Genomic DNA, 26,918 nt, shown 5'->3' on the forward strand with positions numbered 1-26,918 from the left:
ACGATGCCCCGCCCCTCACGACGATTCCTGCTGGCCCTGATGCTGGGCGCCGCCGCGCTCGGTGCGCAGGCGCAGACCCTGCGCGTCGGCCTGGCCGAAGACCCGGACGTGCTCGATCCCTCGCTGGCGCGCAGCTTCGTCGGCCGGGTGGTGTTCGCGTCGCTGTGCGACAAGCTGTTCGACATCGACGCCAAGCTCAATATCGTGCCGCAGCTGGCCACCGGCTACGAGTGGTCCGCCGACGGCAAGCAGCTCACGCTGAAGCTGCGCCAGGGCGTGACCTTCCACGACGGCGAGAAGTTCGACGCCGCGGCGGTGAAGTACAACATCGAGCGGCACAAGACCATGGCCGGCTCCAACCGCCGCGGCGAGCTCGCGCCGGTCGCGACCGTCGACGTGGTCGATCCGGCGACCGTGCGGCTGAATCTCTCGGCCCCGTTCTCGCCGCTGCTGGCGCAACTGACGGATCGCGCGGGAATGATGGTGTCGCCGAAGGCGGCGCAGGCAGCGGGCGACAAGTTCGGCGCGCACCCGGTGTGCTCGGGCCCCTTCAAGTTCGTCGAGCGCGTGCCGCAGGACAAGATGGTGTTCGAGCGCTACGCCAATTACTGGAACAAGGGCGCGATCCATTTCGACAAGGTGATCTACACGCCGATCCCCGACGCCGCCGTGCGGCTGGCCAACCTGCGCTCCGGCCAGCTCGATTTTATCGAGCTGGTGGCGCCCAGCGACATGCAGAAGATTCGCGCCGAGAAGAAGCTCAAGACCGCGAGCATCACCGAGATCGGCTACCAGGGCATCTACATCAACATCGGCAAGAGCGAGAAGGCCAAGGCCAACCCGCTCGGGCGCGACCCCCGCGTGCGCGAGGCCTTCGAGCTGGCGCTGGATCGCCAGGGCCTGGTGCAGGTGGTGATGGACAACGAGGCGATCGTCGGCAACCAGTGGGTCGCGCCGGACAACCCGTTCTACGCGAAGAACGTCCCCGTTCCCAAGCGCGACATTGCGCGCGCCAAGCAGCTGCTGAAGGAAGCCGGCGTGCCCAATCCCAGCTTCACGCTGCTGACGACCACGGCGTCCGATGCGCAGCGCATCGCGCTGGTGGTGCAGGCGATGACCCGCGAGGCCGGCTTCGACGTGAAGATCCAGACCAGCGAGTTCGCCACTTCGCTGAACATGGCCGACAAGGGCGACTTCGAGGCCTACGTCCTCGCGTGGAGCGGCCGCCCCGATCCCGACGGCAATCTCTACAGCTTCGACGCCTGCAAGCAGCCCCTCAACTACGCGGGCTACTGCGACGCCGAGACCGACAAGTTGATCAACGAGTCGCGTGCCGCCCGCGACCCGGCGCAGCGCAAGAAGATCTTCGAGCAGGTCGCCGCCCGCGTGCTGAAGGAGCGGCCCATCGTCTATCTGTACCACCGCAAGTGGCTGTGGGCCTATACCCCGAAGCTCTCGGGCGTGCGTGAGATCCCGGACGGCCTGCTGCGCGTCACGGACCTGAAGATGGCAGCGCCCTGATTCACGCGCGCCATGTTCGACTTCCTCGTCCGCCGCATCGCGCAGCTGGTGCCCACGCTGGTGCTGGTGTCGATGCTGATCTTCGGGCTGCAGCAACTGCTGCCCGGCGACCCGGCCAAGGTGCTGGCGGGCGAGGAGCAGGATCCCGCGGTGATCGCGTACCTGCACCAGAAGCTGCACCTGGACGATTCGCTGCCGGTGCGCTACGGGTGGTGGGTGCGTGGCGTGCTGCATGGCGACCTGGGCGAGTCGGTGCGCAACCAGCAGCCGGTGCTGTCGCTGGTGGCGCAGAAGCTGCCGGTCACCTTGCAACTCGCGACCATGGCGATGCTGATCGCGGTGGTCATCGGCGTGCCGGCGGGCATCGTGTCGGCCGTCCGCCGTGGCGGCGCCTGGGACTGGGCGGCCAACGTGTTCGCGCTGTGGGGCATCTCGACGCCCAACTTCTGGCTCGGGATCCTGTTGATCCTGCTGTTCGCGGTCAAGCTCGGTTGGCTGCCGGCCTCGGGTTACGTCAGTCCGTTCGAGGACCTGGGGGCGAATCTCAAGGCGATGATCATGCCGGCCTTCGTCCTGGGCAACGCCATCGCCGCGGTCCTGATGCGGCACACGCGCAGCGCGATGCTGCAGGTGCTGTCGGCCGACTACGTGCGCACCGCCCGTGCCAAGGGGCTCGATGAAAAGACCGTGGTGCTCAAGCACGCGTTGCGCAACGCGCTGACGCCGGTCATCACGCTGGGCGCGCTGGAACTGGGCACGCTGCTTTCGGGCGCCGTGCTGACCGAACAGGTGTTCACGATCCCGGGCTTCGGCAAGCTGATCGTCGATGCCGTCTTCAATCGCGACTACGCCGTGGTGCAGGGCGTGGTGCTGGTGACCGCCAGCGCGTACATGCTGCTGAACCTGCTGGCGGATCTGGCGTACTTCGCGGTCAATCCGCGCTTGAGGCATTGATGGTGAGCGCTGTCCTTCCCACCCCGGTCGCGACCGCCGCTCCGGCTCCCGCCGGTCCCTGGCGGCGCGCGTGGAAACGCCTGCGTCGCCGGCATTCGGCGCTGCTGGGCCTGGCCGTCGTACTGGCCTTCATCGTGCTGGCCGTGTGCGCGCCCTGGATCGCGCCGCAAGACCCCATCGCCACCAGCTGGAGCGCGGTGCGCAAGGCGCCTTCGGCCCAGCACTGGTTCGGCACCGACGAAATCGGCCGCGACGTGCTGTCGCGCGTCATCTGGGGCACGCGGGCATCGCTGCTCGCGGGCGTGACCTCGGTGAGCATCTCGCTGTTGATCGGGGTGCCGATCGGGCTCGCGGCCGGATTCCTCGGCGGCTGGGTCGACGCGGCGATCTCGCGCCTCACCGATGCTTTCCTGGCCTGCCCCTTCCTGATCCTGGCGATCGCGCTCGCCGCCTTCCTGGGGCCCAGCCTGAGCAACGCGATGGTCGCGATCGGCGTGTCGGCGGCGCCCATCTTCGTGCGGCTCACGCGCGGACAGGTGCTGTCGGTCAAGGTGGAGGATTACGTGGAGGCAGCGCGGGCTGTTGGCAATCCGCCCTTGCGCATCGCGCTGCGCCATATCCTGCCGAACGTCACCGCGCCGCTGACGGTGCAGGCGACGCTCGCGATCGCGGCGGCCGTGATCGCGGAGGCGAGCCTGTCCTTCCTGGGGCTTGGGCAGCAGCCACCCGCGCCCAGTTGGGGCAGCATGCTGAACACCGCCAAGGACTTCATCGACAACGCCCCGTGGATGGCGATCTGGCCGGGCCTCGCGATCTTCCTGCTGGTGCTGTCGTTCAACCTGCTGGGGGACGGGCTGCGGGATGCGCTGGATCCGCGGCAGCGGTGAATCCGCAGGCGCGCACGATCGCTGGGGTGCCTGCGGCAGCCCGGCCTACGCGCTCCCCAGGGCAAGCCACGGCAATTTGATCGGGTGGACGCGCTCCAGTGCGGCCGCCACGCGCAACACCATGGCTTCCTCTCCCCGAGCACCGGCAACAATCTGCAGCCCGATCGGCAAGCCTTGCGCATCCTCGCCGATCGGCATCGTCGCCGCGGCGTGGCCGGTCAGGTTGAAGGGGTAGGTGAAGTACGACCAGTCGACCGCATTGCGCCCCGGATGCCCGGCCGGCACATCGACGCCTACCGGCAGCGCGGTGACGGGCAAGGTCGGCGTCAGCAGGGCGTCGCAGCGCGCCAGCACCGCATCGGCCTCGCCCTGCACCTGCCGCCATAGCGCCTGTGCCTCGGGCGCGGCGAGCACGCATTGCCGCACCGCCGATCGCAAGGCGGGATTCACCAGGTCCAGCAGCGCCTCCGTGGGGGCGAGCTGCGCCAGGCGCGCGGCGAGGCCGCCGTAGAAGAAGTGGTTCCAGGCCGGGGCCGGGTCGCGCGCAAAGGGCGGCGGCAGTTCGATCACCTGCGCTCCTTGCGCCTGCAGCCAGGCGACGGCCGCGCGCGTGGCGGCGAGCACCTCGTCGTCGACGTGCTCGTCACCGAAGGACGGGCACCAGCCCAGGCGCAGGCCCTGCACGCCGGCGGCCAGCGAGCCGGCGAAGTCGGGCACCGGCGCGGCCAGCGAGGCCGGGTCGCGCGGGTCCGGGCCGGCAATCACGGAGAGCATCAAGGCCGCATCCGCCACGCTGCGCGTGATCGGCCCCACGTGCGCCAGCGCTGGCGCGGGCGAGGCCGGCCACACCGGCACCCGGCCAAACCGCGCCTTGATGCCGAACAGGCCGCAGAAGCTGGCGGGGATGCGGATGGAGCCGCCGCCATCGGTGGCCAGCGCCATCGGCACGAGCCCCGCAGCCACGCCGGCCGCCGCACCGGCACTCGAGCCGCCGGCCGTGCGCTCCGGGTTCCAGGGATTGCGGGTGATGCCGGTCAGCGGCGAATCGCCCACGGCCTTGGAGCCGAGCTCGCTGGTGGTGGACTTGCCGACGATGCAGGCGCCGGCCGCATGCAGCCGCGCCACCGACGGCGCGTCCTCGGCCGCGACGTTGTCCGCCAGCAGCCTGGACCCGAAGGACTGGCGCACGCCGCCCATGGCAATGAGATCCTTCACGGTGACCGGCACCCCGGCCAGCGGCCCGGGATCGCGGCCCTCGGCCAGCGCCGCATCGACGCGCGCCGCCGCCCGCAGGGCTTCCTCGAAGGTCGGCGTCGCGATCGTGTTGTAGCGCGGCTCCAGCCGCTCGCTGCGAGCGATGCAGGCGCGCACGACGGCGACGGCGCTGACGGCGCGCTTGCGTACCGCCTGCGCGATCTCGCTGGCGGTGGCTTCGGCGTAGCGGGTGGGGTCCATGGCGTGTCTCCGGTGCGGGCTCTGGCAGCGGCAGCATTTCAACCCGGGAGGCGGAAAAGAGAAAACCGAAATCGAGGGACGCATCCGCTACCATGCAACGCTGCAGTAGCGGTACTTGCCCGGTGGAGAGCGGATTGAACGTTGACGAGTGCTACAGCGAACTGGGACTGAGCGCGCACGCCAGCGATGCCGAGGTGAAGGCGGCCTGGCGCCGGCTGGCCGCGCGCTGGCATCCGGATCGCAACGCGAGCCCGCAGGCGCTGCGCAAGATCCAGCGCATCAACCGCGCCATCGAGGAGATCCGGCGGGTGCGCGGCCTGGCGATGACCATGCCGGCCTCGCTCGACGAGGAGGCCCCGGGCGCAGCACCCGACGCGCCCGTCGAGCATTCCGTGGAACTCACGCTGGAGGAGGCGGCCGCCGGCTGCGCCCGCATCGTCGAAGGCGAGATCGCCGAAACCTGCGGCCTGTGCGGCGGCCGCGGCCTGGCGGCGCAGCCGGTGCCCTGCGAAACCTGCGAGGGTCGCGGCACGGTGCGCCAGCATCTCTGGTTTTCCTGGGTCTCACCCGGACTCAAGTGCCGCGCCTGCGACGGCTCGGGCAGGGTGCGGCCCGCCTGCGCCCGCTGCCACGGCAGCGGCCAGGCCGCGCGCCGCTATCGCTGCCGGGTGCAGATCCCTTCCGGCTTGCGCACCGGCGACGTCGTCCACGCGTCGATGCGGGGGCAGGGCGGCGAGCCGCTGGCCTTGCTGCTGCACATCCTGCTGCAGCCGCATCCGCTGTTCGCGCTCGAGGGTGACGGCACGGTGCGCTGCGCGTTGCCGGTGGACGGCTTTGCCTGGCTCGCCGGCCGCTGGATCGAGGTGCCCACGCCCGGCGGGCCGCAGCAGATGCGGCTGCAGCGCGACCATCGGCTCTATCGGATCCGCGGCCACGGCTTTCCGGTCGCGCAGGATGGTCCGCGCGCCGACTGCATCATCACGGTCGACCCTCTGTTCCCGGAGGAACTCGGCAAGGACCAGGAGGCCTTGTTCGAGCGCCTGATCGCCAGCAACACGCGCCGGCGCGGCACGCCGGCGGGCGAGCGCATGGCGGCCTGGGACGCGGCCGTGCGCCGCTGGAAGGACGGGCTGGCCTAGCGGCAAGTCGGGCGAGCGGCAGCTCCCGGCCGAGTACCACTCTTGTATTGTCGGAACTGCCCTACAACCCGGGACGCAGCCGCCCGGGACAATCTGCACTCCCCCATTCTTCCGGGAGCATCGATGAACAAGCTCACCATCGCGCTGGCAATCGTGGCCGCCGCCGCCCTGGCCGGTTGCGGCCGCAACCATGACGCCGGCAGCGGCAGCACCGCCAGCAATGCGGGCAGCGCCAGCACCGGCAGTACCGCCGGCACCGCCGGCAACGGCTCGGGCAGCATGCCATCCACCACGGCGCAGTCCAGTCCGGCGCCGGGCTCGGACAGCAGCAGCACCAGCAATACGCTGGCCAGTGGCGGCGGCTCCGGCACGGCATCCGGGGGCGCGACCAGCACCACCGCCAGCGCCGCCCCGGCGACGGGCGACAGCACGACCGGCGGCAGTAGCGCCAGCAACACCGCCGCCATGGGCGCGGGCCCGGACCCGGGCAAGGCAACCTTCGACCAGACCTGCCAGGTCTGCCACGCCGCCGGCGTGGCGGGTGCGCCCAAGCTGGGCGACAAGGCCGACTGGGGCCCGCGCGTCGCGCAAGGCAAGAACACGCTCTACACGCATGCGCTGCAGGGCTTTACCGGCAAGAAGGGCATGATGCCGCCCAAGGGCGGCAACACCGCACTGGCCGACGCCGACGTGAAGGCGGCCGTCGACTACATGGTGGCCCAGGCGAAGTAAGTGCCGCGCCGGCCTGCTACAAATGCGGGCCGGCGCTGTCGATGGCGGCCGGCCTCGTTCGTCGTGTCCTTGAAGGAACCGTTCCTTCGCCCCTGGAGACCGCCATGTCCACCGTTCGCCTGCACCGCGTCCTGCGCTCGTCGCCGGACAAGATCTACCGCGCCTTCCTCACCCCTGCCGCGATGTGCAAGTGGCTGCCGCCGCACGGCTTCACCGCGCAGGTGCAGCAGATGGATGCGGAGGTGGGCGGCGGCTGGCGCATGTCCTTCACCACGTTCGGCACCGGCCACAGCCATTCCTTCGGCGGCAAGTACCTCGAGCTGGTGAAGAACGAGCGCCTGCGCTACACCAGCCGCTTCGACGACCCCAAGCTCCCTGGCGAGATGACCACCACCGTGGAACTGCGCCCGGTTTCCTGCGGCACCGAACTGCAGGTGGTGCAGGAAGGCATCCCGGCGATGATCCCGGTGGAGATGTGCTACCTGGGATGGCAGGAGTCGCTGCAGTTGCTGGCGCAACTGGTCGAGCCGAACATCCCTGGCTAGGGCGCGCTCGCCTCGTCCAGGCTGCGCAGCGTCTGCGCATCCAGCTGCAATTGCGCCGCGCGCACCAGGTCCTGCAGTTGCGCGAGCGAGGTCGCACTGGCGATCGGCGAGGTGATCGCCGGCTGCGCGATCGTCCACGCCAGCGCCACCTGCGCGGGCGTGGCGCCGGTGCGCTGCGCCGCCGCATCGAGCGCGGCCAGCACCTTCATGCCGCGCTCGTTCAGGTACTTCTCGACCACGCCAGCGCCGCGCGGGCTCTTGCCCGCATCCTCGCGCGAGCGGTACTTGCCGCTCAGGAAGCCGGAGGCCAGCGCGTAGTAGTTGATCACGCCCACTTCTTCGCGCCGGCACAGCGCCTGCAGCTCGCCCTCGAAGCCGGCACGCTCCATCATGTTGTATTCGGGTTGCAGCGTCTCGAAGCGCGGCAGCCCCAGGCGCTGGCTCACGGCCAGTGCTTCCGACAGGCGCGCCGCGCTGTAGTTGGAAGCGCCGATCGCGCGGACCTTGCCCTCCTTGACGAGCGCGGCGAAGCACTCCAGCGTCTCCTGCAGCGGGGTGGCCGTGTCGTCCTTGTGCGCCTGGTACAGGTCGATGTGATCGGTGTTCAGGCGACGCAGCGAATCTTCGACCGCCTGCCGGATCGTCTGCGGCGCGAGGCCCTTGTCCATCCCGACCTTCGTGCCGATCACCACCTTGTCGCGCCGGCCACCTTGCTTGAGCCAGCGGCCGATCACCGTCTCGGACTCGCCGCCGGTGTGGCCGGGCACCCAGCGCGAATAGACGTCGGCGGTGTCGACGAAGTTGAAGCCGGCATCGAGCCAGGCATCGAGCAGCGAGAACGAGGTGCGTTCGTCCGCCGTCCAGCCGAACACGTTGCCGCCGAAGCACAGCGGCGAGACTTGCAGGCCGGAGCGGCCCAGCGCGCGATATTGCATGTCAGAAACTCCAGAGGGAAATGGGTTGGCGAAGCGGCGTCTCACACAGCCCCGTGCGGATGCGTGGGGTCGACCCACAGCACCTGCTCGGGCTTCTCCACCGGCTCGATGTCGAGGTTCACGGCGACGGCCTCCCCGTCGCTGCGGCACAGCACGCATTCGAGCGACTCGGTGGGGCTGGCGTTGATCTCCTGGTGCGGCACGTAAGGCGGCACGTAGATGAAGTCGCCCGGCCCCGCTTCGGCGGTGAACTCCAGGTGCTCGCCCCAGCGCATGCGCGCCCGGCCCCGCACCACGTAGATCACGCTCTCCAGGTGGCCGTGGTGGTGTGCGCCCGTCTTCGCGTTGGCATGGATGGTGACGGTGCCTGCCCACAGCTTCTGCGCGCCGACGCGCGCGAAGTTGATCGCCGCCTGGCGGTCCATGCCCGGCGTCTGCGCCGTGTTGGGATCGAGCTGGTTGCCGGCAATGACCCGCACGCCGTCGTGCTTCCACTTCTCGTCGTGCGGGTGTCCGTGGCCGGGCTCGCGCGGATGGTCGTGCGGATGCTCGTGCGAAGGGTCGTGCTGCGGTTCGCTCATGGCCGAAAGCGTACACCCGTCCGACCGGCCGCCCGCGCGCGCAGCACAATGCCGGCATGACCGATGTCGCACTTCCCGTGCTCGATGCGCAGCAGTTGCGCCAACTCGCGCAAGCCCAGGCGCACGCACCTTGCCGCCGCTGTGCCGCCCTGAAGGCGCCCGGCTGGGAGGCTCTCTCGGCGACCTTCGAGCAATCGGCGCTGCGCAAGGTGGCGACGCTGCGGCGCTCCGACGTCGAGGATCCGACCTTGGCGGAATACCATCCCGCAGGCAGCAACGCCTGGTCGGCCGACGCCCCGGTGGCGCCCGCGTACTTTCCGTACAACCGCTGCGACGTCTGGGAGTGCGTGCAGTGCGGACGGCCGTTTCTGAGGTATGTCGAGTACGGCGGCTATTACATCGAGGAGAGGGTGCGTGAGTTGCACGCCGAAAATGTCGCGGTCGCCCCGGAACCGCCCGGAGCACTGGCGTAGCCCTGCGCCCCGGACCCCGGCGCTACTCACGCACCGGCGGATAGATCTGGTACTTCGCCGCATAGGGCGAACCCGTGACGCGCCGGACGGGCGCATAGGCGTAGGGCGGCGGAAACAGGTAGACGAACAGCTGCGCGTCGACCACCTCGAAGTACACGCAGTGCCCGGTCATGTTCCGCGGCAGCATGGGACGCAGGTCGACGCGGTCCTCGTGCACGGCGCGCGAGGGGAGTTCGCGCCATCGCACATGGAGGTACTCCCCGGCAGGCATGTATTGGTACAGGAAGACCCGGTCCGTCACTTTCTCCCGCTTCACGGCTTGCCGGCTGGCCCGCACGCTGCTGCCTGCGGCGCTGCCGTATTCATAGTCGAGAAGTTCGGCGTCCGGCGTTCCGTAGGCGAACGCGGAGGCCACCAGGTCGAACTTGAAGGCGTGGTCGAATTTCGAGCCGGAGCCTGCGGCCACCCGCGTGCACGCACCCAGCAGCCGCCACGTCCGGGTGACGGCCGCCCCGACCGAAAGCAGACGCTGCGCGCGAGACCGTAAAGCGTGGACGGTGCGTTGCCCGGTCATGTGGGTGTCCGACGAAAGGATTGCGCGATACTGCTTCAGCCCGCCTGGAAAATCTCGTGCGATATGTCACGCGGAGTTGGTGGCCGGAGGCGGATTTCGGCACGAACGTACGGGCGCTCCTCACACTGCGTGCGCTTGCTCTCCTACAGTCCGGGGCGGCTCTCTCGTCTGGCCGCAGCCATGCGCTCCTCGTAGGATTTCGGCTCGAAAGGATTTCCGGGATGACCTTGCATCGGTTCTGCCTCGCGCTCTGCCTGTGCGCGAACTTCGGCGCCTTCGCGGCCACGAAGCCCGCGCGCCCGCCCGCGCCCATGACGCGGCAGGCCTACGAGGCCGCCAAGACCAAGATAGGCGCGCAATACCAGTCGAACCAGAAGACCTGCCAGGGCGTGAAGGGCCAGTTGCACGACGTCTGCGAAGTGGAGGCCAAGGGCCGGCGCGACTCGCTGCTGGCCGACCTGGAAGCGCAGTTCAAGCCGAGCGCCGAGGCGAGCTTCAAGGCGAAGAACGTGACCGCCGATGCCAACTTCGAGGTCGCCCGCAAGAAGTGCGAGGCCCAGAAGGGGGATGCCAGGGACCGCTGCGTGAAGCTGGCCAAGGCCAGTCGCGAGGCGGCGATCCGCCAGGCAAAGGTCGAGAAGGTCGAGGAAACCGGCGGTCCGTTCGGCAACAGCCGGACGCGCGCCGCCACGGCCACGGCTGCGGCCGCGCTGAAAGGCGAGTGAATCCGGCAGCAGACGCGCGCTGTAGTCGCCGGCCTACAACCCGAGCTACACCGCTCCTACTGCTGGGACAGGGACTCGCGCGTTGAAGAGGCTGGACCCTGTCCAGAACCTCCACGAAGAAAGGATCTCCTCCATGAACAAACACCTGATCGCCCTGGCCGCCACCGTCTGCTTCGCTGCTTCCGGCACCGCCTTTGCCGCCGCCAACACCGGCATGACCAAGGACGCGCACAAGGCCGCGGCCGAGAAGATCGAGGCGCAGTACAAGACCGACAAGAAGGCCTGCGCAGACATGAAGGCCAACGCCAAGGACATCTGCCAGGCCGAAGCCAAGGGCAAGGAGAAGGTTGCCAAGGCCGAAAACGACGCGCAGTACAAGCCCGGTGCCAAGGCGGACGCCAAGGTGACGAGCGCCAAGGCCGACGCCGACTACGACGTCGCCAAGCAGAAGTGCGACGACCAGAAGGGCAACGCCAAGGACGCTTGCAAGAAGGAAGCGAAGGCTGCGCACACCGCCGCCAAGGGCCAGGCCAAGGCGGAGAAGACGGCTGCGCAAGGCAGCAATGCCGCTGGCGCCACCACCACGTCGGGCAACAAGTAAGTTCCAGCGGATCGCGTCGGGGCGCCTGCCGTCCCGACCCGACCCGACCGGCGAAGCAATGAAAAAGGGCTGGCAGCTGCCAGCCCTTTTGTCATGCCTGGCGCAAGCCTCAGCTGTTGTTGCGGTGGATCACCACCGTGCGGTTCGCGGCGTAGTGGTGATGCGCGGGATGCACCACGACCACGCGGTTGACGCGGTGGTACGGACGATGGTGGTTCACCACGACCACGCGGTTCACCGGACGATGCGCCGTGCTCACGATGTGACGGGTGACGGTGCCGCGCGGCGTCACGCGCGTGACCGTGCGCTCTTGCGTCACGGTGGCGGCAAAGGCCGAGCCGGCCATGGCCAAGGCGAGGCCGAGGGCAATGGATTGCAGTTTCATCGAGGACTCCTGTTGTGTCGCTTGCTATAGGGATATGCCTACTCGAGGCATACCTCTAGTAAACGCGGCAGCCCTCGCTGCGCTTGCAAGCCGGAACCTCCGCGGAGCGCAGGCCCAGTCCCACCTTCATGGCAGTCCTATGCCGCAGAGATACGCATCAATGGTCTTGCTGCCGCTGGCCTCGAGGGCGAAGGCAGTGGGATCGAGCAGCCAGTTGTTGATCAGGCCGTCCACCAGCGCATGCAGTCCCTGCGCGGCCACCGTTGCCGGGACCGCCAGGCGCACTCCCTGGACCGAGGCGCTTTGCAGCAGGATGCCGCGCATGCGCTCGACCACCGCCCTCTGCACGCTCAGGTGGCGGGCCCGCACGGCGCACAGGCTGTCGACGTATTCGACCTTGTGCGTTGCCACCTCGAACACGCGCCGCGTCTGCGGGTCGGCAGCCGTCTGGTGCATGGCCCGCCGCAAGGCCTTCTTCAGCTTGGGCAGCGGATCGGCGCCGGCCGTGGGCTCGTCCCATTCCAGTGCCGATTGCATCGGCATGATGACCCGGTCCATCATGGCGTTGAACAGGTCCGCCTTGTCCTTGAAGTGCCAGTAGATGGCGCCGCGCGTCGTGCCCGCGTACTGGGCGATGTCGTTCAGCGAGGTTCCGGCGACGCCTTGCGAAAGGAATACGTGTTCGGCCGCGTCGAGCAGGGCATGGCGGGTGGCGAGGGCATCTTCCTTCGATCGGCGGGGCATGACCCCGCGAATATACATGCAACCCTGCATGTATATACTCGCGGTTCCCGCCGGCCTGCCGTCCTGGGCCTCCCTCCCTCCACTACACGAACAACAAAGCCATGGCTGCTCGCGTGCCGCAGTGTCTTGCGCGGTCTCTTCTTCCCCTGCTCGTTGTCATCCTGTCCGCCTGCGGCAAGGGCGGCGGCAATGCACCGGCCGCCGCCGCGGCCGCGCCCCCGCCACCCGAAGTGGGCGTGATCACCGTCGCCACGGGCGACGTCGGCCTGGTGACCGAACTCCCCGGGCGGCTCGAGGCTTCGCGCGTGGCCGAGGTGCGCGCGCGCGCCGCCGGCATCGTACAGCAGCGCCTGTTCCGCGAAGGCAGCGACGTGCGCGCCGGCCAGGTGCTCTTTCGCATCGATTCCGCGCCCTATGTGGCGGCCAATGCCAGCTCCCAGGCCAACGTCGCCAAGGCGCAGGCCAACCTGGCGCAGGCCGCGGCGCTGGCGCAGCGCTACAAGCCGCTGGTGGAGGCCAACGCGATCAGCAAGCAGGAGTACGCCAACGCGGTCGCTGCCGAGAAGACGGCGGAGGCGGATGTGGCCGCCGCGCGCGCGGCACTGCGCAGCACCGAGATCAACCTGGGCTATGCGTCGGTCACGGCGCCGATCTCCGGCCGGATCGGCCGCTCGCTGGTCACCGAGGGCGCGCTGGTGGGCCAGGGCGAGGCGACGCCGCTGGCGCAGATCCAGCAGATCAATCCGCTGTACGTCAACTTCACGCAGCCGGTCACCGAAGTGATGAAGCTGCGCCGCGCGCTGGAGCAGGGGCGCCTGAAGCGCTCCGGCAGCGAGGGCGCGCTGGTCCGCATCATGCTGGAAGACGGCACCGAGCACCCGCAACCCGGCAAGCTGCTGTTTGCCGACCTCACCGTCGACCAGAACACCGGCCAGGTGACGCTGCGCGCCGAAGTGCCCAATCCGGGCGCGATGCTGCTGCCCGGCATGTACGTGCGCGTGCGGCTCGAGCAGGCCAAGGCCTCCAATGCGATGCTGGTGCCGCAACAGGCCGTGACGCGCTCGCCGCAGGGCGACACGCTGATGGTCGTCGGCAAGGACGGCAAGGTGAGCCCGCGCACCGTCAAGATCGGCGGCTCGCAGAACAGCGACTGGGTCGTGCTTTCGGGCCTCACGCCCGGTGAGCAGGTGATGGTCGACGGCTTCCAGAAGCTGCGCCCCGGCGCGCCCGTCAAGCCCGTCCCGTACAACGCAGGCACCGGCCCGGCCGGGACCGCGGCCGTGCCGGCCTCGGCGCCGGCCTCCGCCGCCGCCGCCGCCGTCGCGAAGAAGGGTTGAGAGGCACCCCCGCATGTCCAAGTTCTTCATCGACCGGCCCATCTTCGCGTGGGTGATCGCGCTGTTCATCATCGTGATCGGCGCCGTGTCCATCACCAAGCTGCCGATCGCGCAGTACCCGCCGGTGGCGCCGCCCGCGATCGTGCTGACGGCCACCTATCCGGGCGCCTCCGCGACGACGCTGGAGGAAAGCGTCATCAGCGTGATCGAGCAGGAAATGAACGGCTCGCCCGGCCTCATCTACATGGAGTCGGTGACGCAGGCCAACGGCATCGGCCAGATCACCATCAGCTTCGAGCCGGGTACCAACCCCGACCTCGCGCAGGTGGACGTGCAGAACCGCCTGGCCCGCGCCACCCCGCGCCTGCCGGCCGCGGTGACGCAGCAGGGCGTGCGTGTGGAAAAGTCGCGCTCGAACTTCCTGCTGTTCACGATCCTGTCCTCGGACGATCCCAACTTCACGCCGGTGGACCTGGGCGACTACGCCTCGCGCACCGTGCTGCCCGAGATCCAGCGCATCCCCGGCGTCGGCCAGGCGCAGCTCTTTGGCACCGAAGCGGCCATGCGCGTGTGGGTCGACCCCGAGAAGCTGGTCGGCTTCAACCTGTCGCCGGCCGACGTGAACAACGCCATCCGTGCGCAGAACGCGCAGGTGGCCGCCGGCACCATGGGCGACCTGCCCAACGTCCCCGGCCAGGGCGTGGCCGCGACCATCGTGGTGCCCGGTCAGCTGACGACGCCGGAGCAGTTCGGCAAGATCGTGCTGCGCTCCACGCCCGACGGCGCCACCGTGCGCCTGAAGGACGTGGCCCGGGTCGAGCTCAATGCCCAGAGCTTCGCCACCGCGGCGCGCCTGAACGGCAAGCCGTCCACCGGCATCGGCGTGCAGCTGGCGCCCACCGGCAACGCGTTGGCCACCGCCGATGCGGTCCGCAAGCGCATGGGCGAGCTCGCCCCGTATTTCCCGCGCGGCATGAAATGGGACATCCCGTACGACAGCTCGCGCTTCATCCGCATCTCCATCACGCAGGTGGTCGAGACGCTGGTCGAAGCGGTGGTGCTGGTGTTCCTGGTGATGTTCCTGTTCCTGCAGAACTGGCGCTACACCATCATCCCGACCCTGGTGGTGCCGGTGGCGCTGCTCGGTACCTTCGGGGCGCTGCTGGCGCTGGGCTTCTCGATCAACGTGCTGACCATGTTCGGCATGGTGCTGGTGATCGGCATCGTGGTGGACGACGCCATCGTGGTGGTGGAGAACGTCGAACGAATCATGAGCCACGAGGGCCTGCCACCCCGGGAGGCCACGCGCAAGGCCATGGGGCAGATCCAGGGCGCCATCATCGGCGTGACCGTGGTGCTGATCTCGGTGTTCGTGCCGCTGGCCTTCTTTGCCGGCTCCACCGGCAACATCTATCGCCAGTTCGCGGCGGTGATGGTGGCCTCGATTGCGTTCTCGGCGACCATGGCGCTGTCGCTCACGCCGGCGCTGTGCGCCACGCTGCTCAAGCAGATTCCGGCCGGCCACCACGAGGACAAGCGCGGCTTCTTCGGCGCCTTCAACCGCCTGTTCGCGCGCACCGCGCACGGCTATGAAAGCTTCGTCGCGCGCATCCTCAAGCGTGCCGCGCGCTACCTGATCATCTACGCCGCGATTGCCGGCGTCGCCGCGCTGATCTACACGCGCCTGCCCACGTCCTTCCTGCCGCAGGAAGACCAGGGCAACATGCTGGTGAACATCCAGCTGCCCCCGGGCGCGACGCTGGAGCGCACGGGCAGGGTGATCGAGCAGGTGGAGTCCTTCATCCTCAAGCAGCCGGAAGTGGAGAGCATCGTCGGCGTGCTGGGCTTCTCGTTCTCGGGGCAGGGCCAGAACGCGGCGCTCGCCTTCGTGACGCTCAAGGACTGGGACACGCGCAAGGGTGACGAGCACTCGGCGGCCGCGCTGGCGGGCCGCGCCTTTGCGGGGCTCTCGGGCATCCGCGATGCCTTCATCTTCCCGCTGAGCCCGCCGCCCATTCCGGAACTCGGCACGGCCTCCGGCTTCACCTTCCGCCTGCAGGACCGCGGCGGCAATGGCCACGAGGCGCTGGTTGCCGCGCGCAACCAGCTGCTGGGCATGGCCTCGAAAAGCAAGGTGCTGACGCAGGTGCGTCCGGACGGACTGGAAGACGCGCCGCAGCTGCAGGTGGACATCGACCGCGACAAGGCGCAGGCCCTGGGCGTGAACTTCGATGCGATCAACACGGTGCTGTCGACGGCGCTCGGCTCCGCGTACATCAACGACTTCCCCAACCGCGGCCGGCTGCAGCGGGTGGTGGTGCAGGCCGATGCGCCCGCGCGCATGCAACCCGAGGACCTGATGCAGCTGAACGTGCTGTCCACGCAGGGCAAGGCGGTGCCGCTGTCGGCATTTGCCACCACGCACTGGATCAGCGGCGCCATGCAGTCGGTGCGCTACAACGGCTATCCGGCCATGCGTATTTCGGGCTCGCCCGCCCCGGGCTACAGCACGGGTGCGGCGATGGACGAAATGGAGCAGCTCGCCGCCAAGCTGCCCACGGGCTTCGGCTTCGAGTGGACCGGGCAGTCGCGCGAGGAAAAGCTTGCCGGCTCGCAGGCGCTGATCCTCTACGGCTTCGCGATCCTGGCGGTGTTCCTGTGCCTGGCCGCGCTGTACGAGAGCTGGTCGATCCCGCTGGCCGTGATCCTGGTGGTGCCGCTCGGCGTGCTGGGCGTGCTGCTGGCGACGCTGCTGCGCGGCTACGCGAACGACGTGTACTTCCAGGTGGGCCTGATCACCATCATCGGTCTGTCGGCGAAGAACGCCATCCTGATCATCGAGTTCGCCAAGGACCAGCAGGCCGAGGGCAAGAGCGTGATCGAATCGGCCCTGGCGGCAGCGCGCCTGCGTTTCCGTCCGATCATCATGACCTCCATGGCCTTCGGCCTGGGCGTGCTGCCACTGGCCATCGCCAGCGGCGCGGGCTCCGCCAGCCAGCGGGCCATCGGCACCGGCGTGCTGGGCGGCATGCTGACCGGCACCGGCCTGGCCGTCTTCTTCGTCCCCATCTTCTTCGTCGTGGTGCGCGGCTACTTCCACGACAACGAGCGCCAGCGCAAGCTTTACACCCACGCGTTCGATCACGAGGTGCCCGCGGGCGCCACGGCGGGAGACCAGATATGAGTTTGCCCCGCATGAAGATGCTCACCACGCTGGCCGCGGCGCTGGCCCTGGCCGGCTGCACCAGCCTGATCCCCAAGTACGAGCGACCGGCCGCGCCGGTGGCGGCGGAATTCCCGTATCCGTCGGCCCAGAACGGCACGTCGGCGGAGCAACTGCCCTGGGAGCAGTTCTTTCCGGATCCTCGCCTGCGCGCCGCCATTGCCGCTTCGCTGCGCAACAACCGCGACCTGCGCATCGCCGTGCTGAACATCGCGCAGGCGCGCGCGCAGTACGACATCCAGAACTCGCAGCGCTATCCGACGGTGACGGCTGGGCTCGACGCCTCCCGCGCCCCCAGCACCGTCAATGGCCAGCAGGTCACCACGCTGCAGGCCAACCTGGCCCTGAGCAGCTGGGAGATCGACTTCTTCGGCCGCATCGCCAGCCTGAGCCAGTCGGCGCTGGAACAGTACCTGGCCACCGAGGAAGGCCGCAACGCGGCGCAGATGGCGCTGGTGGCGAACGTCGCCAGCACCTGGCTCTCGCTCGCGGCCGACGAGGAACTGCTGCAGATCACGCGCGACACGCTGCAGGGCCGCGGAGAGTCGCTGCGCCTGACGCGCCTGCGCTTCGAGAACGGTGCGTCCTCGGAGATCGACTTCCGGCTGGCGCAGTCGCTGTACGAAAGCGCGCGGGCCACGCTCGCGCAGCAGGATCGGCAGCGGGCCAACGACATCAACGCGCTCGCCCTCCTGGTCGGCGAACCGGTGTCGCCGGACTATGTCGTGGGCGTGACCACCGAAGGCGTGCACCTGCCGGACGTGCCGGCGGGCGTGCCGTCGGAGGTGCTGGTGCGCCGGCCCGACGTGCGCCAGGCCGAGCACCAGCTGCTCTCGGCAAACGCGGACATCGGTGCGGCGCGTGCCAACTTCTTTCCGCGCATCTCCTTGACCGCGGGCATCGGCAGCGCGAGCTCCGACCTCACCGGCTTGTTCCGTGCGGGCTCGTGGGGCTACACGGTGGCGCCTTCGCTGCTGCAGCCGATCTTCGATGCCGGCCGCAACCGGGCAACGCTGGAATCGGCCCGGGTCTCGCGCGACATCGCCGTGGCGCAGTACGAGCGTGCGATCCAGCAGGCCTTCCGCGACGTGGCCGATGCGCTGGCAGGCCGCGCCACCTTCGACAACCAGGTGGATGCCCAGGCGCGGGTGGTGGAGGCGGAGACGGTGCGCTATCGGCTCGCGCGCCTGCGTTACGACAACGGGGTGGCGAGCTACCTCGACCTGCTCGATGCGCAACGCTCGCTGTTCAACGCGCAGCAGGCGCTGGTGCAGACCAGGCTCGCGCGGCTGCAGAACCAGGTGCAGCTGTATCGGTCGCTGGGGGGTGGGTGGAGTTCCTGAGGCCGATGTCATTGCGGGCTTGAGCCGCGATCCAGGCGGCGCCTGAATCGCCGCCGCATGGATCCCGGGTCAAGCCCGGGATGACATCCTTCTCACCGGGACGAGATCCTTCTCCCGGGATGACATTCCTCGTCGCCTCAATAGCGAACCACCCGCTTCTGCATGCTGGCGAAGCGAACCCACTGGCCGAAGCGGGATTGGGCGATGGAGGAGAGCAGGGAGAGCGCGAGGAGCATTTTGTTTTCCGTCTGAAGATCGTTGCGATGGGGTGATCTTCAGGCATGCGCCTCGTCCGCTCCGTAGTCGCGGCTCGGCATTTGGCGTCCGCTTCCTGCCGGACAGCCGTAGGAGCTGTCCGGATCACTTTCGTCTCAAGGGGCGTTGCCGGTGACCTGGTGGTACACGCTGGTCATGGCGTAGCCCTTCTCATCGAGCTGCGCGCGCGGGTTGTCGATCTCGTAGGGGTGCAGGTGCTGCGCGGATTCGTCCACGTCCACACCCTGCTGGCGCGCCTGCCAGTCGGTGTTGGTCGCTTCCTCCGGGATCGGCTGGCCCGCGGGCACGATCAGGTAGCTGAACTTGTTCTGCGGCTCCGGCCGCCGGTAGATGTCTACTTTCATGGCCGCATTCTGCGAGCCGGGGGCCGCATCCCGGCGTAGGACACCGCCGGGTCAGCCCGGCTGTTGACCTGTAATTCCCGGACGCGGCGGCAGGTGGTGTCGCGGGCGGGACACGCACATAACCGACACACCCAAGACGATGGTTTTGTCGGCGGCGCCTTACACGTCTACACTAGCGTTTTCCCCCAGTTTTTACGGCCCGATGATCGACCGTTCCCTGCACAGCGTCCTGGTGGTGGACGATACGGATGCCCACCGCTACGCAACGGCACGCGGCCTGCGCGCCGCCGGCTTCAACGTGGTGGAGGCCGCGGGCGGTGCCGAGGCGCTGGAACTCGTCGATTTCGTCTCGGCCGTCGTGCTCGACGTGCACCTGCCGGACCTGATGGGCTTCGAAGTCTGCCGGCTCGTGCGCAGCCGCCCGAACACCGTGCGCCTGCCCGTCGTCTATGTCTCCGCGATGTACATCAGCCGCGACGACCAGGACCAGGGCATGACCACCGGCGCCGATGCCTACATGGTGGCGCCCGTCGACCCCGAGGCGCTGCTGGCTACGCTCGACCACCTCATCGCCGACCGCGGGCCGGTCCCCCAGGCCCACTGACGCCGCGGCTTCTCAGGCCACGAGCGGCACGGCGGCGCCGTCCATCGACAGGATCGCGCCCGATACGTAGCTCGCCCGGGGCGAGGCGAGGAACAGCACCACCGCGGCGATTTCCTCCGGCTGAGCCAGCCGCCCCAGCGGCAGCTTCTTCTCGGCCTGCTTCAGCACCTCGGCCTCGGTCGTGTGACGCAGCCGCGCATCCACGGCGAAGCCCTCGGCCAGGCGGTCGGTCAGCGTGAGCGTCGGGTTGACGGCGTTGATCCGCACGCCGCGCGGACCCCACGCATTCGCCAGCCCGGCCGTCGCCAGCATCAGCGCCGCATTCGCCGCCCCGCCCGCCAGGTGCGTGCTGGTGGCCACCTTGCCGCCCATGCCGATCACGTTGACCACGCAGCCGGTGCCGCGCGCGCCCATGCGCCGCACCACCGGGTCCATCACGTTGACATAGGTGAAGAACTTGGCCTGCATCGCGTCCTGCCAGGCCTGCGGCCGCAGTTCGTCGGGCGGGGTGCGGCGGGCCGCCCCGGCCGAGTTGACCAGGATGTCGATCGGCCCCAACTGCGCCTCGGTGTCCTCGACGGCCTGCAGGGCCGCGGCCGCGTCGCGCAGGTCGGCACAGTGGCCGGCCAATTGGGCGCTGCCGGCCCTGAGGGAGGACATCGCGCTGTCCATGTGGGCGGCGCTGCGGCCGACGAGCGTCACCTTGCAGCCCTCGCGCAGGAATTCGCGCGCGCACGCCAGGCCGATGCCCCGGCTGCCGCCCGTCACCAGCACGTGCTTGCCTTGCAATTGCAGATCCATCGCTTGCCTCCTTCGGGTTCCGGACCGATCCAGCAGGCGCAAGGGTACCAGCCGCCGTCAGGCGAGCGCGGCGCGGTAGACGCAGCCATCGGCCGCGGTGACGTACAAGTGGCCGCCGCCGCAGGCGCAGTGCATGGGCGCCGCCGCGGCAAAGGGATGCACTTCCACCAGCCGCAGGTCGCTATCGAACACGTGGACCGCCGGCCCCGGGCCCAGGCCCGGAGCGCCGCCGACCGCCGCCACGCGGCCCTGCGGCAGCAGGCACAGTCCCTCGATGCCACGATGCTTGCCGCGGTGATCGCTGCCGAAAGTGTGCAGCGTCTCGCAGGCACCGACGCTGCCGTCCGCGCGCACCGGGTAGGCGCGCAGCTCGCGCGGTCCGGGTCGGTCGACTTCTCCTTCAGCCACCAGCAGCGTGCCTTCGTCGGCGGTCAGCAGCACGCCGCGCGGGGCCTGCGTGTCGAAGGTGATCCGCCGCAGGATCCATGCGCGCCGGTCGTCGCGCTCCAGGCGCAACACCGAGGCGTGCTCCAGCAGCGGATAGATGCGCGGCCCGAACACCTGCAGGCCCGTATGCGAGTCGCTGAACCACACGCGCTGCTGCCGGTCGACGGTGAGGTCGCAGGGAAAGTTGTGGATCGCGCCGTTCCAGCGCGTGGCCGTGACGCGGGCACTGCCATCGGCGACCAGCTCGATCACGCGCCGGCCGCTCTCCTGCGCAACGAACACCGAGCCGGCGGCGCCGAGCGCGATGCCGTTGACGCGGCCGGTGTAGCGGCGCCAGTCGGTCGACTGCTGCGTGGCCGCGTCCCAGCGTCGCACCAGCATCTCGTCCGGCACCGAATAGAGCAGGCCGCTGCCGTCCCAGGCGGCGCCGACGGTGGGCCCGGCGTGCGGGCCGGCGATGCGTTCGAACTGCCAGGGCATGCGCTTGTCCTTCACCACACGGGCACGCCGGCGATGCCCAGGCGCGTGCGATAGAGCGAGCTGTAGCTCGTGATGTAGAGCGTGCGCCAGTCGGCACCGCCCCAGGCCATGTTGGTCGCGTGCCCCGGCACGCGGATGCGACCGAGCAGCCGGCCGGCGGGATCGAGCACGTGCACGCCCCCCGGCCCGGTGCAATAGACGTTGCCCTCGCTGTCCACCTTCATGCCGTCGGCCACGCCCGGCTCGCTGCCGGTGAGCTTGTGGAACAGGCGGCCGGCACCGACCGTGCCATCGGGCCGCACGTCGAAGACGCGGATCGCCGCCTCGCGCGTGTCGTTCACGTACAGCAGCGATTCGTCGGGGCTGAAGGCCAGGCCGTTGGGATAGGTGCAATCGGCGATCAGCAGTTGCACGGTGCGGCCATCGGGCGTCAGGCGGTACACGCCTTGCACGTCGAGATAGCGCTGCACGTCCTCGGCCACCATGCCGGGGATCGCCAGGCCGCCGGCCGAGTCGGTCCAGTAGATGGAGCCGTCCGAGCGCACGACGAGGTCGTTCGGGCTGTTGAACTTCTGGCCCTCGAAGGTGGCGGCCAGGGTCGTGAGGCTGCCGTCATGCTCGAAGCGGAAGACCGTGCGATTGCACCAGCCCGCCACGGTCAGGCGCCCCTCGCGGTCGAAGGTCAGGCCGTTGGCGTGGCCCGAGGGCTTCATCACCACCTCGCGACCGACTCCGGCTTGCCAGCGCCAGATCGTGCTGCCGATGATGTCGACCCAGTACAGCCAGCCGCTGCGCCGGTCCCACACCGGGCCTTCACCGAAGGCGAGTCCGTGGGCGATCAGATCGAGCGGGCCGGCATCGGCCGCGATGCGGGCGAACTGCGGGGTGGCGAGATCAAACTCCACGGCGCACCTCCGGGGTCCAGGCCTTCGGGGCGAAGGCGCCGACGTCGGTCACCACGTCGACCACCACCGGCTTCTTCAGGGCGATCGCCCGTTCCAGCGCGCCGCGCAATTCGCAGGGATGCTCCACGCGGATGCCGGCGCAGCCGAAGCTCTCGGCCACCTGCGCGAAGTTGGTCGGGCGCATGCGCCAGAGGTCGTCGACCCGCGCGTTGGCCGCGGACTTGCCCGGGTACACGGCGTCCCAGAGCGGGATCTCCTGGTTCAGTGCGCTGTTGTTGTTCACGACCACCACCAGGTTGATGCCGAAGCGCGCCGCCGTCTCGAGCTCGGTCAGGTGGTAGTAGAAGGCGCCGTCGCCGGTGAAGCAGACCACGGTGCGATCGGGCAGCGCGCATTGCACGCCCAGCGCGCCGGGAAAGCCCCAGCCCATGGACCCGGCGCAGCGGTAGTAGCGCTGACCGGGCTGCGTCAGTTCGATCATCGCGCCGGTCCACATGCCCGAGTGGCCGGTGTCGGAGACCACCACGCCGTCGGCCGGCAGCACGTCGGAGATCTCCTTGCACAGGCGCTCGGGACGGATAGGGCTGGCGTCGCTGGCGCGCAGCGGCTCGAACTCCGCGCGCCACTGCGCGACCAGCTCACGCGTGCGTGCGTTCCAGGCGCCGCGATCGACGGTGTCCTGTTGCTCGCACAACTGCAGCATGCGGACCAGCGTCGCCTGCGCATCGCCCGCGAGCGAGACGCTGTTGGGATAGTTGCGCCCCAGTTCCTCGGGCGCGATGTCCAACTGGATCACCTTCGTGCCGCGCGCAGGCACTTGCCAGTCCACGGTGGTCTGGCCGCCGGTGCGGCTGCCGATGAAGAACACCACGTCGGCCTCGGCCACGGCGCGATTGGCACAGGCGCGCGAGTAGAGGCCGGTCACGCCGACGGCCAGCGGGTGATTCTCCGGCAGCGTGCCTTTTGCATTCAGCGTGGTGGCGAGGGGCAGCGACAGTCGTTCGGCGAGCGCCCGCGCCACTTCGCGCGCCTGCGAAGTAGTGACTCCGCCACCGGCCACCAGCAAGGGCCGCTGCGCACCGGCGAGCAGCAGCAGCGCGGCGCGAATGTCCGCATCGTCGGCGACCGGCCGGAACGGCGGCGTGCGGGCGAAGCGCGGTTCGGCCAGCACCTCCAGTTCGGCACTGGCATAAGCCGCGTGGCCGTGCGGCCCCTGGATCTCGAGGTGCACGGGCCCGGGCGCGCCGGTGGTGGCGGCGCGAAAGGCCTGTCGCAGCAGGTCGGGCAGGCGGCTCACGTGCTCGACCCGGGCGTTGAACTTGGTCACCGCCTCGAACTGCGTGTGGTCCTCCACCTCCTGGTAGCCGTGGCGGTAGTGCGCGGCCACCGTCGGCCCGCCGGTGAGCGCGATCACGGGCGATGCCGCCATGTACGCATCGCGCAGGCCCGCCGCCAGGTTGGAGCCGCCGATCTGCTGCGCCATGCAGATGCCGGGGCGGCCGCTGGCGCGCGCGTAGCCGTCGGCCATGTAGGCCGCGGATTTTTCGCCGTGCGTCATGATGCGGCGGATCGGCATGTCCTCCATCTCCGCCAGCGCACCCAGCAGGATGGCCGGCATGTAGAACACGTGCGTGGTGCCGTAGCCCCGCAGCATTTCGGCGATCAGGCGCGAGCCGGTCATGGTGGTCATCGGGTGCTCTCGCGGTGGGAAGAGCGTCGATGCTAGGGGCGCCCCGCCATGAACAAAAGGAAGAGTTTTCTATCGCGCGATGCCCGCAGGTTATAGTGCGCCGCCATGACCCTCCAGCAGTTGCGCTACCTGTGCGGCGTCGTGGAGCACGGCTTCAGCGTGTCGAACGCCGCGCGCGCCCTGTTCACCTCGCAACCGGGGATCAGCAAGCAGATCCAGGCCCTGGAGCAGGAGCTCGGCGTGGAGATCCTGATCCGCCACGGCAATCGCATCACCGGCACCACGCCGGCGGGCGCGCAGATCGTCGACATGGCGCGCCGCACCCTGCAGTGCGCCGAGAACATCCGGCGCATCGGCGGCGAACACGCGAAAAGCGACAACCTGCGGCTGGTGGTCGCCACCACGCACATCCATGCGCGCTACGTGCTGCGGCCGGTGATCTCGCAGTACATCCGGAAGCATCCGCAGGTGGAACTCGTGCTGCGCCAGGGCTCGCCGGCGCAGATCGAGCAGTGGGTGGCCTCGGGCGAGGCGGACCTGGGCGTCGGCGGCAACACGCCCGACCCGCTGCGCGAACTCGTGTTCCTGCCTTGCGGCGAGCTGCAACGCAGCGTGCTGACGCCGCGCGAGCATCCCTTGCGCCACGTGCGCAAGCTCACGCTGGCGGCGCTGGCCCGTTATCCGCTGATCACCCTCGACGTGAATTTCTCGGGCGGCTGGGCCGTCATCAACGGCTTTGCCAGCGCGGGCGTCACGCCCAACATCGTGCTCACCGCCACCGATGCCGACGTGATCAAGTCGTACGTCGAGCTCGGGCTGGGCGTGGCGGTGCTGCCCACGATCACCTACGAGCCGGAGCGCGATCGCAAGCTGGCCGCGATCGACGCCAGCCACCTGTTCAAGCCCACGGTCACGCAGGTGCAACTGCGTCGCGGCAGCTACCTGCAGTCGCACCTGACCGACTTCATCACCACCACGCACGCGCGCTGGTCGCGCAACTCGATCGCCGACGCACTGGCGCGCTGACCATAACCGCGCGGAATGGCGCGATAGGAAGAAGTTTCTTTTCCGCATGACGGGCGCCGCTTAGCATGGCCGCCGACCTCACAGCCCGGGACTGTCATGCCCTTGCTCCCCCGCCTGCTTCGCGCGGCCGCCTGTTCGCTCGCGGCCCTCTGTTGTCTCGTTGCCTTGCCCGCCGCCGCGCAGGACTATCCGAATCGGCCGATCCGGCTGATCGTCGGGCCGGGCCCCGACATCCTGGCGCGCATCGTCGGCGACAAGCTCGGTGCCGCGCTGGGCCAGCCGGTGGTGGTGGACCAGCGGCCCGCCGCCGGCGGCGTGGTGGCCGGCGACGCGGTGGCCAAGGCGCCGGCCGACGGCTACACGCTGCTGCTCTCCACCGGCTCCTACACCGTCAACAGCGCACTGCGCAGCAAGTCGCCGTTCGACTTCCAGCGCGACCTGGCACCGGTGAGCCTGATGGCGACGCTGCCCTTCATCCTGGTGGTGCCACCCTCGCTGCCGGCCCACAACGTGCGCGAACTGGTCGCATTGGCACAGGCGCAACCCGGCAAGCTCAACTACGCGTCCTCGGGCAATGGCACGCCCTCGCACCTGTCCGGCGAGATGTTCAAGCAGATGGCGCGCGTGGACATCGCGCATGTCGCGTACAAGGGTGCCGCCCCCGCGTTGAATGACGTGCTTGCCGGCCAGGTGCAACTGAGCTTCCTGCCCGCGCCCACCGCGCTGCCGCTGGTCAAGGCGGGGCGGCTGCGCGCCATCGCGGTCAGCGGCCCGCAGCGCTACTTCGCCTTGCCCGACGTGCCGACGGTGGCGGAGCAGGGCTATCCCGAGTTCGCCGTGGTCGGCTGGAACGGCATCCACGCGCCGGCAAGGACGCCGCCCGCCATCATCGACAAGCTCAATCGCGAGATCGCAGCCATCCTGCGCCAGCCGGACGCGAAGGAGCGCGCGGCCGGCGCCGGCTTCGAGACCGTGGGTTCGACGCGCGAGCAGTTCGAGGCTTTCGTGAAGGCGGACATCGCCCGGGCGGCGGCCGTGATCAAGGCCGGCAACATCCAGGCGGATTGAGCGCCATGTCCGTCCCGATGAAACCGATCCGTCGCGTGGTCACCGGCGTCGACGCGGCCGGCCGCTCGCGGGTGCTGTGGGACAGCGCGGCGCCCAACGTCAACGTGGGGCGCATCGCCGCCAGCGCCGGCATGACGGACATCTGGGTGTTCGACGAGTGCCCGGCACCGGTGCGCGGCGAGCGTGACGACGGCAAGCGCCCGTTCGCCTTCGAGCCGCCGGAGCAGGGCGGCCACCTGCGCATCGTTCATTCCGCCGGCAAGCCGCAGGACTACGACCCGGCGCAGGACCCGAGCGCCGTGCCGCCACACGCACCGCGCCAGCGGCTCGGCGCGAGCACCTGGGACCGCGGCGGCCAGAACGCCTTCAGCTCGCCCGTGCACCGCTCGGAAACGGTGGACGTCGGCGTGCTGGTGGAAGGCCAGCGCACCCTGCTGCTGGACGACGGCCGCTATCCGCTCGCGCCGGGTGACGTCGTGGTGCAACTGCGCAACTGGCACGGCTGGACCAACCCCGATGCGCCCAGCCTGATGGCTTTCGTGATGATGGCGGCGGACGACCATGGCGATCGCTGACCGCGCGCCGCGCCGGCTGATCACCGTCGATGCGGCCGACGGCCGCTCGCATGCGCTGAGCGACGGCCCGGTGCAAGACGTGCTGCGCGATCCGGCGCGGCCCGGCTTCGCGCTGTACCGCGTGTGGGCGACGGACCGCTCACCGGCCGTGGCGCTGGCCGCGCGCGAGATCGAGTCCATGGCGCAGTCGCTCGGCGCGCCGGCCGGCGGCTCGGTGTTTCGCATCCTCGTGCTGCCGCCGGATGCGTCCTGGCACGACCGCGTCACACGCGCCGAGGTCGAGGCCTGGTTCCGCGCTGCCGGTTCGCCCGAGGCCTGCTGCAGCGAAGCGCAGGCGCGCCATCCCTACATGCAGCACTCGCGCACGCTGGACCTGTGCGTGGTGCTGGAAGGCGAGGCGACCCTGGTCCTCGACGCAGGCGAGGTCACGCTGGCGCCCAGCGACACGGTGGTCCAGCGGGCGGCGCGCCATGCCTGGAGCAACCGCGGCGCGCGGCCCTGCGTCATCGCGATTTCCTCGCACGACGCGCGCATCGGCTGATCAGGCC

The 26,918-nt window shown here is 69.5% G+C and carries 29 protein-coding genes; 18 read left to right on the top strand and 11 right to left on the bottom strand.

Annotation, left to right across the window (positions count from 1 at the left end; genetic code table 11):
* The first annotated feature begins 3 nt into the window (after positions 1-3).
* The 3 genes from JWP60_RS22850 to JWP60_RS22860 are packed head-to-tail and all read left to right on the top strand — an operon-like array spanning position 4 to position 3,362.
* Positions 4-1,521: an ABC transporter substrate-binding protein gene (locus tag JWP60_RS22850; protein ID WP_299796550.1), complete on the top strand. Its 1,518-nt coding sequence runs from the start codon at positions 4-6 to the stop codon at positions 1,519-1,521.
* Between the two features lie 12 nt (positions 1,522-1,533).
* The gene (locus tag JWP60_RS22855; RefSeq protein ID WP_299796553.1) at positions 1,534-2,475 is read left to right on the top strand and encodes an ABC transporter permease; all 942 of its coding nucleotides are present in this window, start codon (positions 1,534-1,536) and stop codon (positions 2,473-2,475) included.
* Positions 2,475-3,362, top strand: coding sequence for an ABC transporter permease (locus JWP60_RS22860; RefSeq protein ID WP_299796556.1), 888 nt, complete (start codon positions 2,475-2,477; stop codon positions 3,360-3,362). The genes JWP60_RS22855 and JWP60_RS22860 overlap by 1 nt, the downstream gene beginning before the upstream one ends.
* A 45-nt stretch (positions 3,363-3,407) precedes the next feature.
* Here the strand turns inward: JWP60_RS22860 and JWP60_RS22865 are convergent, their stop codons facing one another.
* Positions 3,408-4,817, bottom strand: a complete 1,410-nt coding sequence (locus JWP60_RS22865; protein ID WP_299796559.1) for an amidase family protein — start codon at positions 4,815-4,817, stop codon at positions 3,408-3,410.
* 134 nt (positions 4,818-4,951) lie between these two features.
* Between JWP60_RS22865 and JWP60_RS22870 the strand changes: the two genes are divergently transcribed.
* From JWP60_RS22870 to JWP60_RS22880, 3 genes are all read left to right on the top strand, one after another.
* Positions 4,952-5,956, top strand: a complete 1,005-nt coding sequence (locus JWP60_RS22870; protein ID WP_299796562.1) for a DnaJ C-terminal domain-containing protein — start codon at positions 4,952-4,954, stop codon at positions 5,954-5,956.
* A gap of 123 nt (positions 5,957-6,079) precedes the next feature.
* The gene (locus JWP60_RS26815; RefSeq protein ID WP_363320972.1) at positions 6,080-6,688 is read left to right on the top strand and encodes a c-type cytochrome; all 609 of its coding nucleotides are present in this window, start codon (positions 6,080-6,082) and stop codon (positions 6,686-6,688) included.
* 104 nt (positions 6,689-6,792) lie between these two features.
* Positions 6,793-7,233 (top strand): SRPBCC family protein, encoded by a 441-nt coding sequence (locus JWP60_RS22880; protein WP_299796565.1) that lies wholly within the window; start codon positions 6,793-6,795, stop codon positions 7,231-7,233.
* Here JWP60_RS22880 and JWP60_RS22885 read toward each other — a convergent pair.
* On the bottom strand, positions 7,230-8,168 hold the full coding sequence (locus tag JWP60_RS22885; protein WP_299796568.1) for an aldo/keto reductase: 939 nt from the start codon (positions 8,166-8,168) through the stop codon (positions 7,230-7,232). The two genes, JWP60_RS22880 and JWP60_RS22885, sit on opposite strands and share 4 nt — an antisense overlap.
* A 41-nt stretch (positions 8,169-8,209) precedes the next feature.
* Complete coding sequence (locus tag JWP60_RS22890) at positions 8,210-8,749, bottom strand: cupin domain-containing protein (protein ID WP_299796571.1); 540 nt, start codon at positions 8,747-8,749, stop codon at positions 8,210-8,212.
* 56 nt (positions 8,750-8,805) lie between these two features.
* On the opposite strand from JWP60_RS22890, the gene JWP60_RS22895 reads away from it, so the two are divergent.
* Positions 8,806-9,222, top strand: a complete 417-nt coding sequence (locus JWP60_RS22895) for a hypothetical protein (protein WP_299796574.1) — start codon at positions 8,806-8,808, stop codon at positions 9,220-9,222.
* A gap of 22 nt (positions 9,223-9,244) precedes the next feature.
* Here JWP60_RS22895 and JWP60_RS22900 read toward each other — a convergent pair whose 3' ends face one another.
* Entirely contained in the window at positions 9,245-9,796 is a 552-nt protein-coding gene (locus tag JWP60_RS22900) for a hypothetical protein (RefSeq protein WP_299796576.1), read from the bottom strand.
* A 221-nt stretch (positions 9,797-10,017) separates the two neighbouring features.
* Between JWP60_RS22900 and JWP60_RS22905 the strand changes: the two genes are divergently transcribed.
* Positions 10,018-10,521, top strand: coding sequence for a hypothetical protein (locus JWP60_RS22905; RefSeq protein WP_299796579.1), 504 nt, complete (start codon positions 10,018-10,020; stop codon positions 10,519-10,521).
* Positions 10,522-10,654: 133 nt separating this feature from the next.
* On the top strand, positions 10,655-11,122 hold the full coding sequence (locus tag JWP60_RS22910) for a hypothetical protein (protein ID WP_363320973.1): 468 nt from the start codon (positions 10,655-10,657) through the stop codon (positions 11,120-11,122).
* Between the two features lie 109 nt (positions 11,123-11,231).
* Here the strand turns inward: JWP60_RS22910 and JWP60_RS22915 are convergent, their stop codons facing one another.
* Together JWP60_RS22915 and JWP60_RS22920 are read right to left on the bottom strand one after the other, a co-directional pair.
* Positions 11,232-11,507, bottom strand: a complete 276-nt coding sequence (locus JWP60_RS22915) for a hypothetical protein (RefSeq protein ID WP_299796581.1) — start codon at positions 11,505-11,507, stop codon at positions 11,232-11,234.
* 126 nt (positions 11,508-11,633) lie between these two features.
* A complete protein-coding gene (locus tag JWP60_RS22920; RefSeq protein ID WP_299796584.1) occupies positions 11,634-12,251 on the bottom strand; it encodes a TetR family transcriptional regulator in 618 nt (205 codons plus the stop codon).
* Between the two features lie 101 nt (positions 12,252-12,352).
* Between JWP60_RS22920 and JWP60_RS22925 the strand changes: the two genes are divergently transcribed.
* From JWP60_RS22925 to JWP60_RS22940, 4 genes are all read left to right on the top strand, one after another.
* Entirely contained in the window at positions 12,353-13,588 is a 1,236-nt protein-coding gene (locus tag JWP60_RS22925; protein ID WP_299796586.1) for an efflux RND transporter periplasmic adaptor subunit, read from the top strand.
* 13 nt (positions 13,589-13,601) lie between these two features.
* The gene (locus JWP60_RS22930; RefSeq protein WP_299796589.1) at positions 13,602-16,772 is read left to right on the top strand and encodes an efflux RND transporter permease subunit; all 3,171 of its coding nucleotides are present in this window, start codon (positions 13,602-13,604) and stop codon (positions 16,770-16,772) included.
* Positions 16,769-18,154 carry an efflux transporter outer membrane subunit gene (locus JWP60_RS22935; protein WP_299796592.1) on the top strand — a complete coding sequence of 462 codons (1,386 nt, stop codon included), beginning with the start codon at positions 16,769-16,771 and terminating at the stop codon, positions 18,152-18,154. Before JWP60_RS22930 ends, JWP60_RS22935 begins: the two co-directional genes overlap by 4 nt.
* Positions 18,155-18,273: 119 nt before the next feature.
* Positions 18,274-18,426 carry a hypothetical protein gene (locus tag JWP60_RS22940; RefSeq protein WP_299796595.1) on the top strand — a complete coding sequence of 51 codons (153 nt, stop codon included), beginning with the start codon at positions 18,274-18,276 and terminating at the stop codon, positions 18,424-18,426.
* A gap of 99 nt (positions 18,427-18,525) precedes the next feature.
* Here the strand turns inward: JWP60_RS22940 and JWP60_RS22945 are convergent, their stop codons facing one another.
* A complete protein-coding gene (locus JWP60_RS22945; protein WP_299796598.1) occupies positions 18,526-18,774 on the bottom strand; it encodes a DUF6139 family protein in 249 nt (82 codons plus the stop codon).
* Positions 18,775-18,976: 202 nt separating this feature from the next.
* Between JWP60_RS22945 and JWP60_RS22950 the strand changes: the two genes are divergently transcribed.
* The gene (locus JWP60_RS22950; protein WP_299796600.1) at positions 18,977-19,378 is read left to right on the top strand and encodes a response regulator; all 402 of its coding nucleotides are present in this window, start codon (positions 18,977-18,979) and stop codon (positions 19,376-19,378) included.
* A gap of 12 nt (positions 19,379-19,390) precedes the next feature.
* Here the strand turns inward: JWP60_RS22950 and JWP60_RS22955 are convergent, their stop codons facing one another.
* From JWP60_RS22955 to JWP60_RS22970, 4 genes are read right to left on the bottom strand one after another with little or no spacing between them, the layout of a single operon-like run.
* Complete coding sequence (locus tag JWP60_RS22955; protein WP_299796602.1) at positions 19,391-20,179, bottom strand: SDR family oxidoreductase; 789 nt, start codon at positions 20,177-20,179, stop codon at positions 19,391-19,393.
* Positions 20,180-20,236: 57 nt separating this feature from the next.
* Positions 20,237-21,106 carry an SMP-30/gluconolactonase/LRE family protein gene (locus JWP60_RS22960; RefSeq protein WP_299796604.1) on the bottom strand — a complete coding sequence of 290 codons (870 nt, stop codon included), beginning with the start codon at positions 21,104-21,106 and terminating at the stop codon, positions 20,237-20,239.
* An 11-nt stretch (positions 21,107-21,117) separates the two neighbouring features.
* Complete coding sequence (locus JWP60_RS22965; RefSeq protein ID WP_299796606.1) at positions 21,118-22,011, bottom strand: SMP-30/gluconolactonase/LRE family protein; 894 nt, start codon at positions 22,009-22,011, stop codon at positions 21,118-21,120.
* Complete coding sequence (locus tag JWP60_RS22970) at positions 22,001-23,701, bottom strand: thiamine pyrophosphate-binding protein (protein WP_299796609.1); 1,701 nt, start codon at positions 23,699-23,701, stop codon at positions 22,001-22,003. The genes JWP60_RS22965 and JWP60_RS22970 overlap by 11 nt, the downstream gene beginning before the upstream one ends.
* A gap of 105 nt (positions 23,702-23,806) precedes the next feature.
* On the opposite strand from JWP60_RS22970, the gene JWP60_RS22975 reads away from it, so the two are divergent.
* From JWP60_RS22975 to JWP60_RS22990, 4 genes are all read left to right on the top strand, one after another.
* The gene (locus JWP60_RS22975; RefSeq protein WP_299796612.1) at positions 23,807-24,727 is read left to right on the top strand and encodes a LysR substrate-binding domain-containing protein; all 921 of its coding nucleotides are present in this window, start codon (positions 23,807-23,809) and stop codon (positions 24,725-24,727) included.
* 96 nt (positions 24,728-24,823) lie between these two features.
* On the top strand, positions 24,824-25,795 hold the full coding sequence (locus JWP60_RS22980) for a tripartite tricarboxylate transporter substrate binding protein (RefSeq protein WP_299796615.1): 972 nt from the start codon (positions 24,824-24,826) through the stop codon (positions 25,793-25,795).
* Positions 25,796-25,812: 17 nt separating this feature from the next.
* Complete coding sequence (locus tag JWP60_RS22985; RefSeq protein WP_299796618.1) at positions 25,813-26,370, top strand: hypothetical protein; 558 nt, start codon at positions 25,813-25,815, stop codon at positions 26,368-26,370.
* Entirely contained in the window at positions 26,357-26,911 is a 555-nt protein-coding gene (locus tag JWP60_RS22990) for a cupin domain-containing protein (RefSeq protein WP_299796620.1), read from the top strand. The genes JWP60_RS22985 and JWP60_RS22990 overlap by 14 nt, the downstream gene beginning before the upstream one ends.
* Positions 26,912-26,918 lie beyond the last annotated feature (7 nt).

It is taken from the genome of Ramlibacter sp., from assembly GCF_028291745.1.
Lineage (GTDB): Bacteria > Pseudomonadota > Gammaproteobacteria > Burkholderiales > Burkholderiaceae_C > Ramlibacter.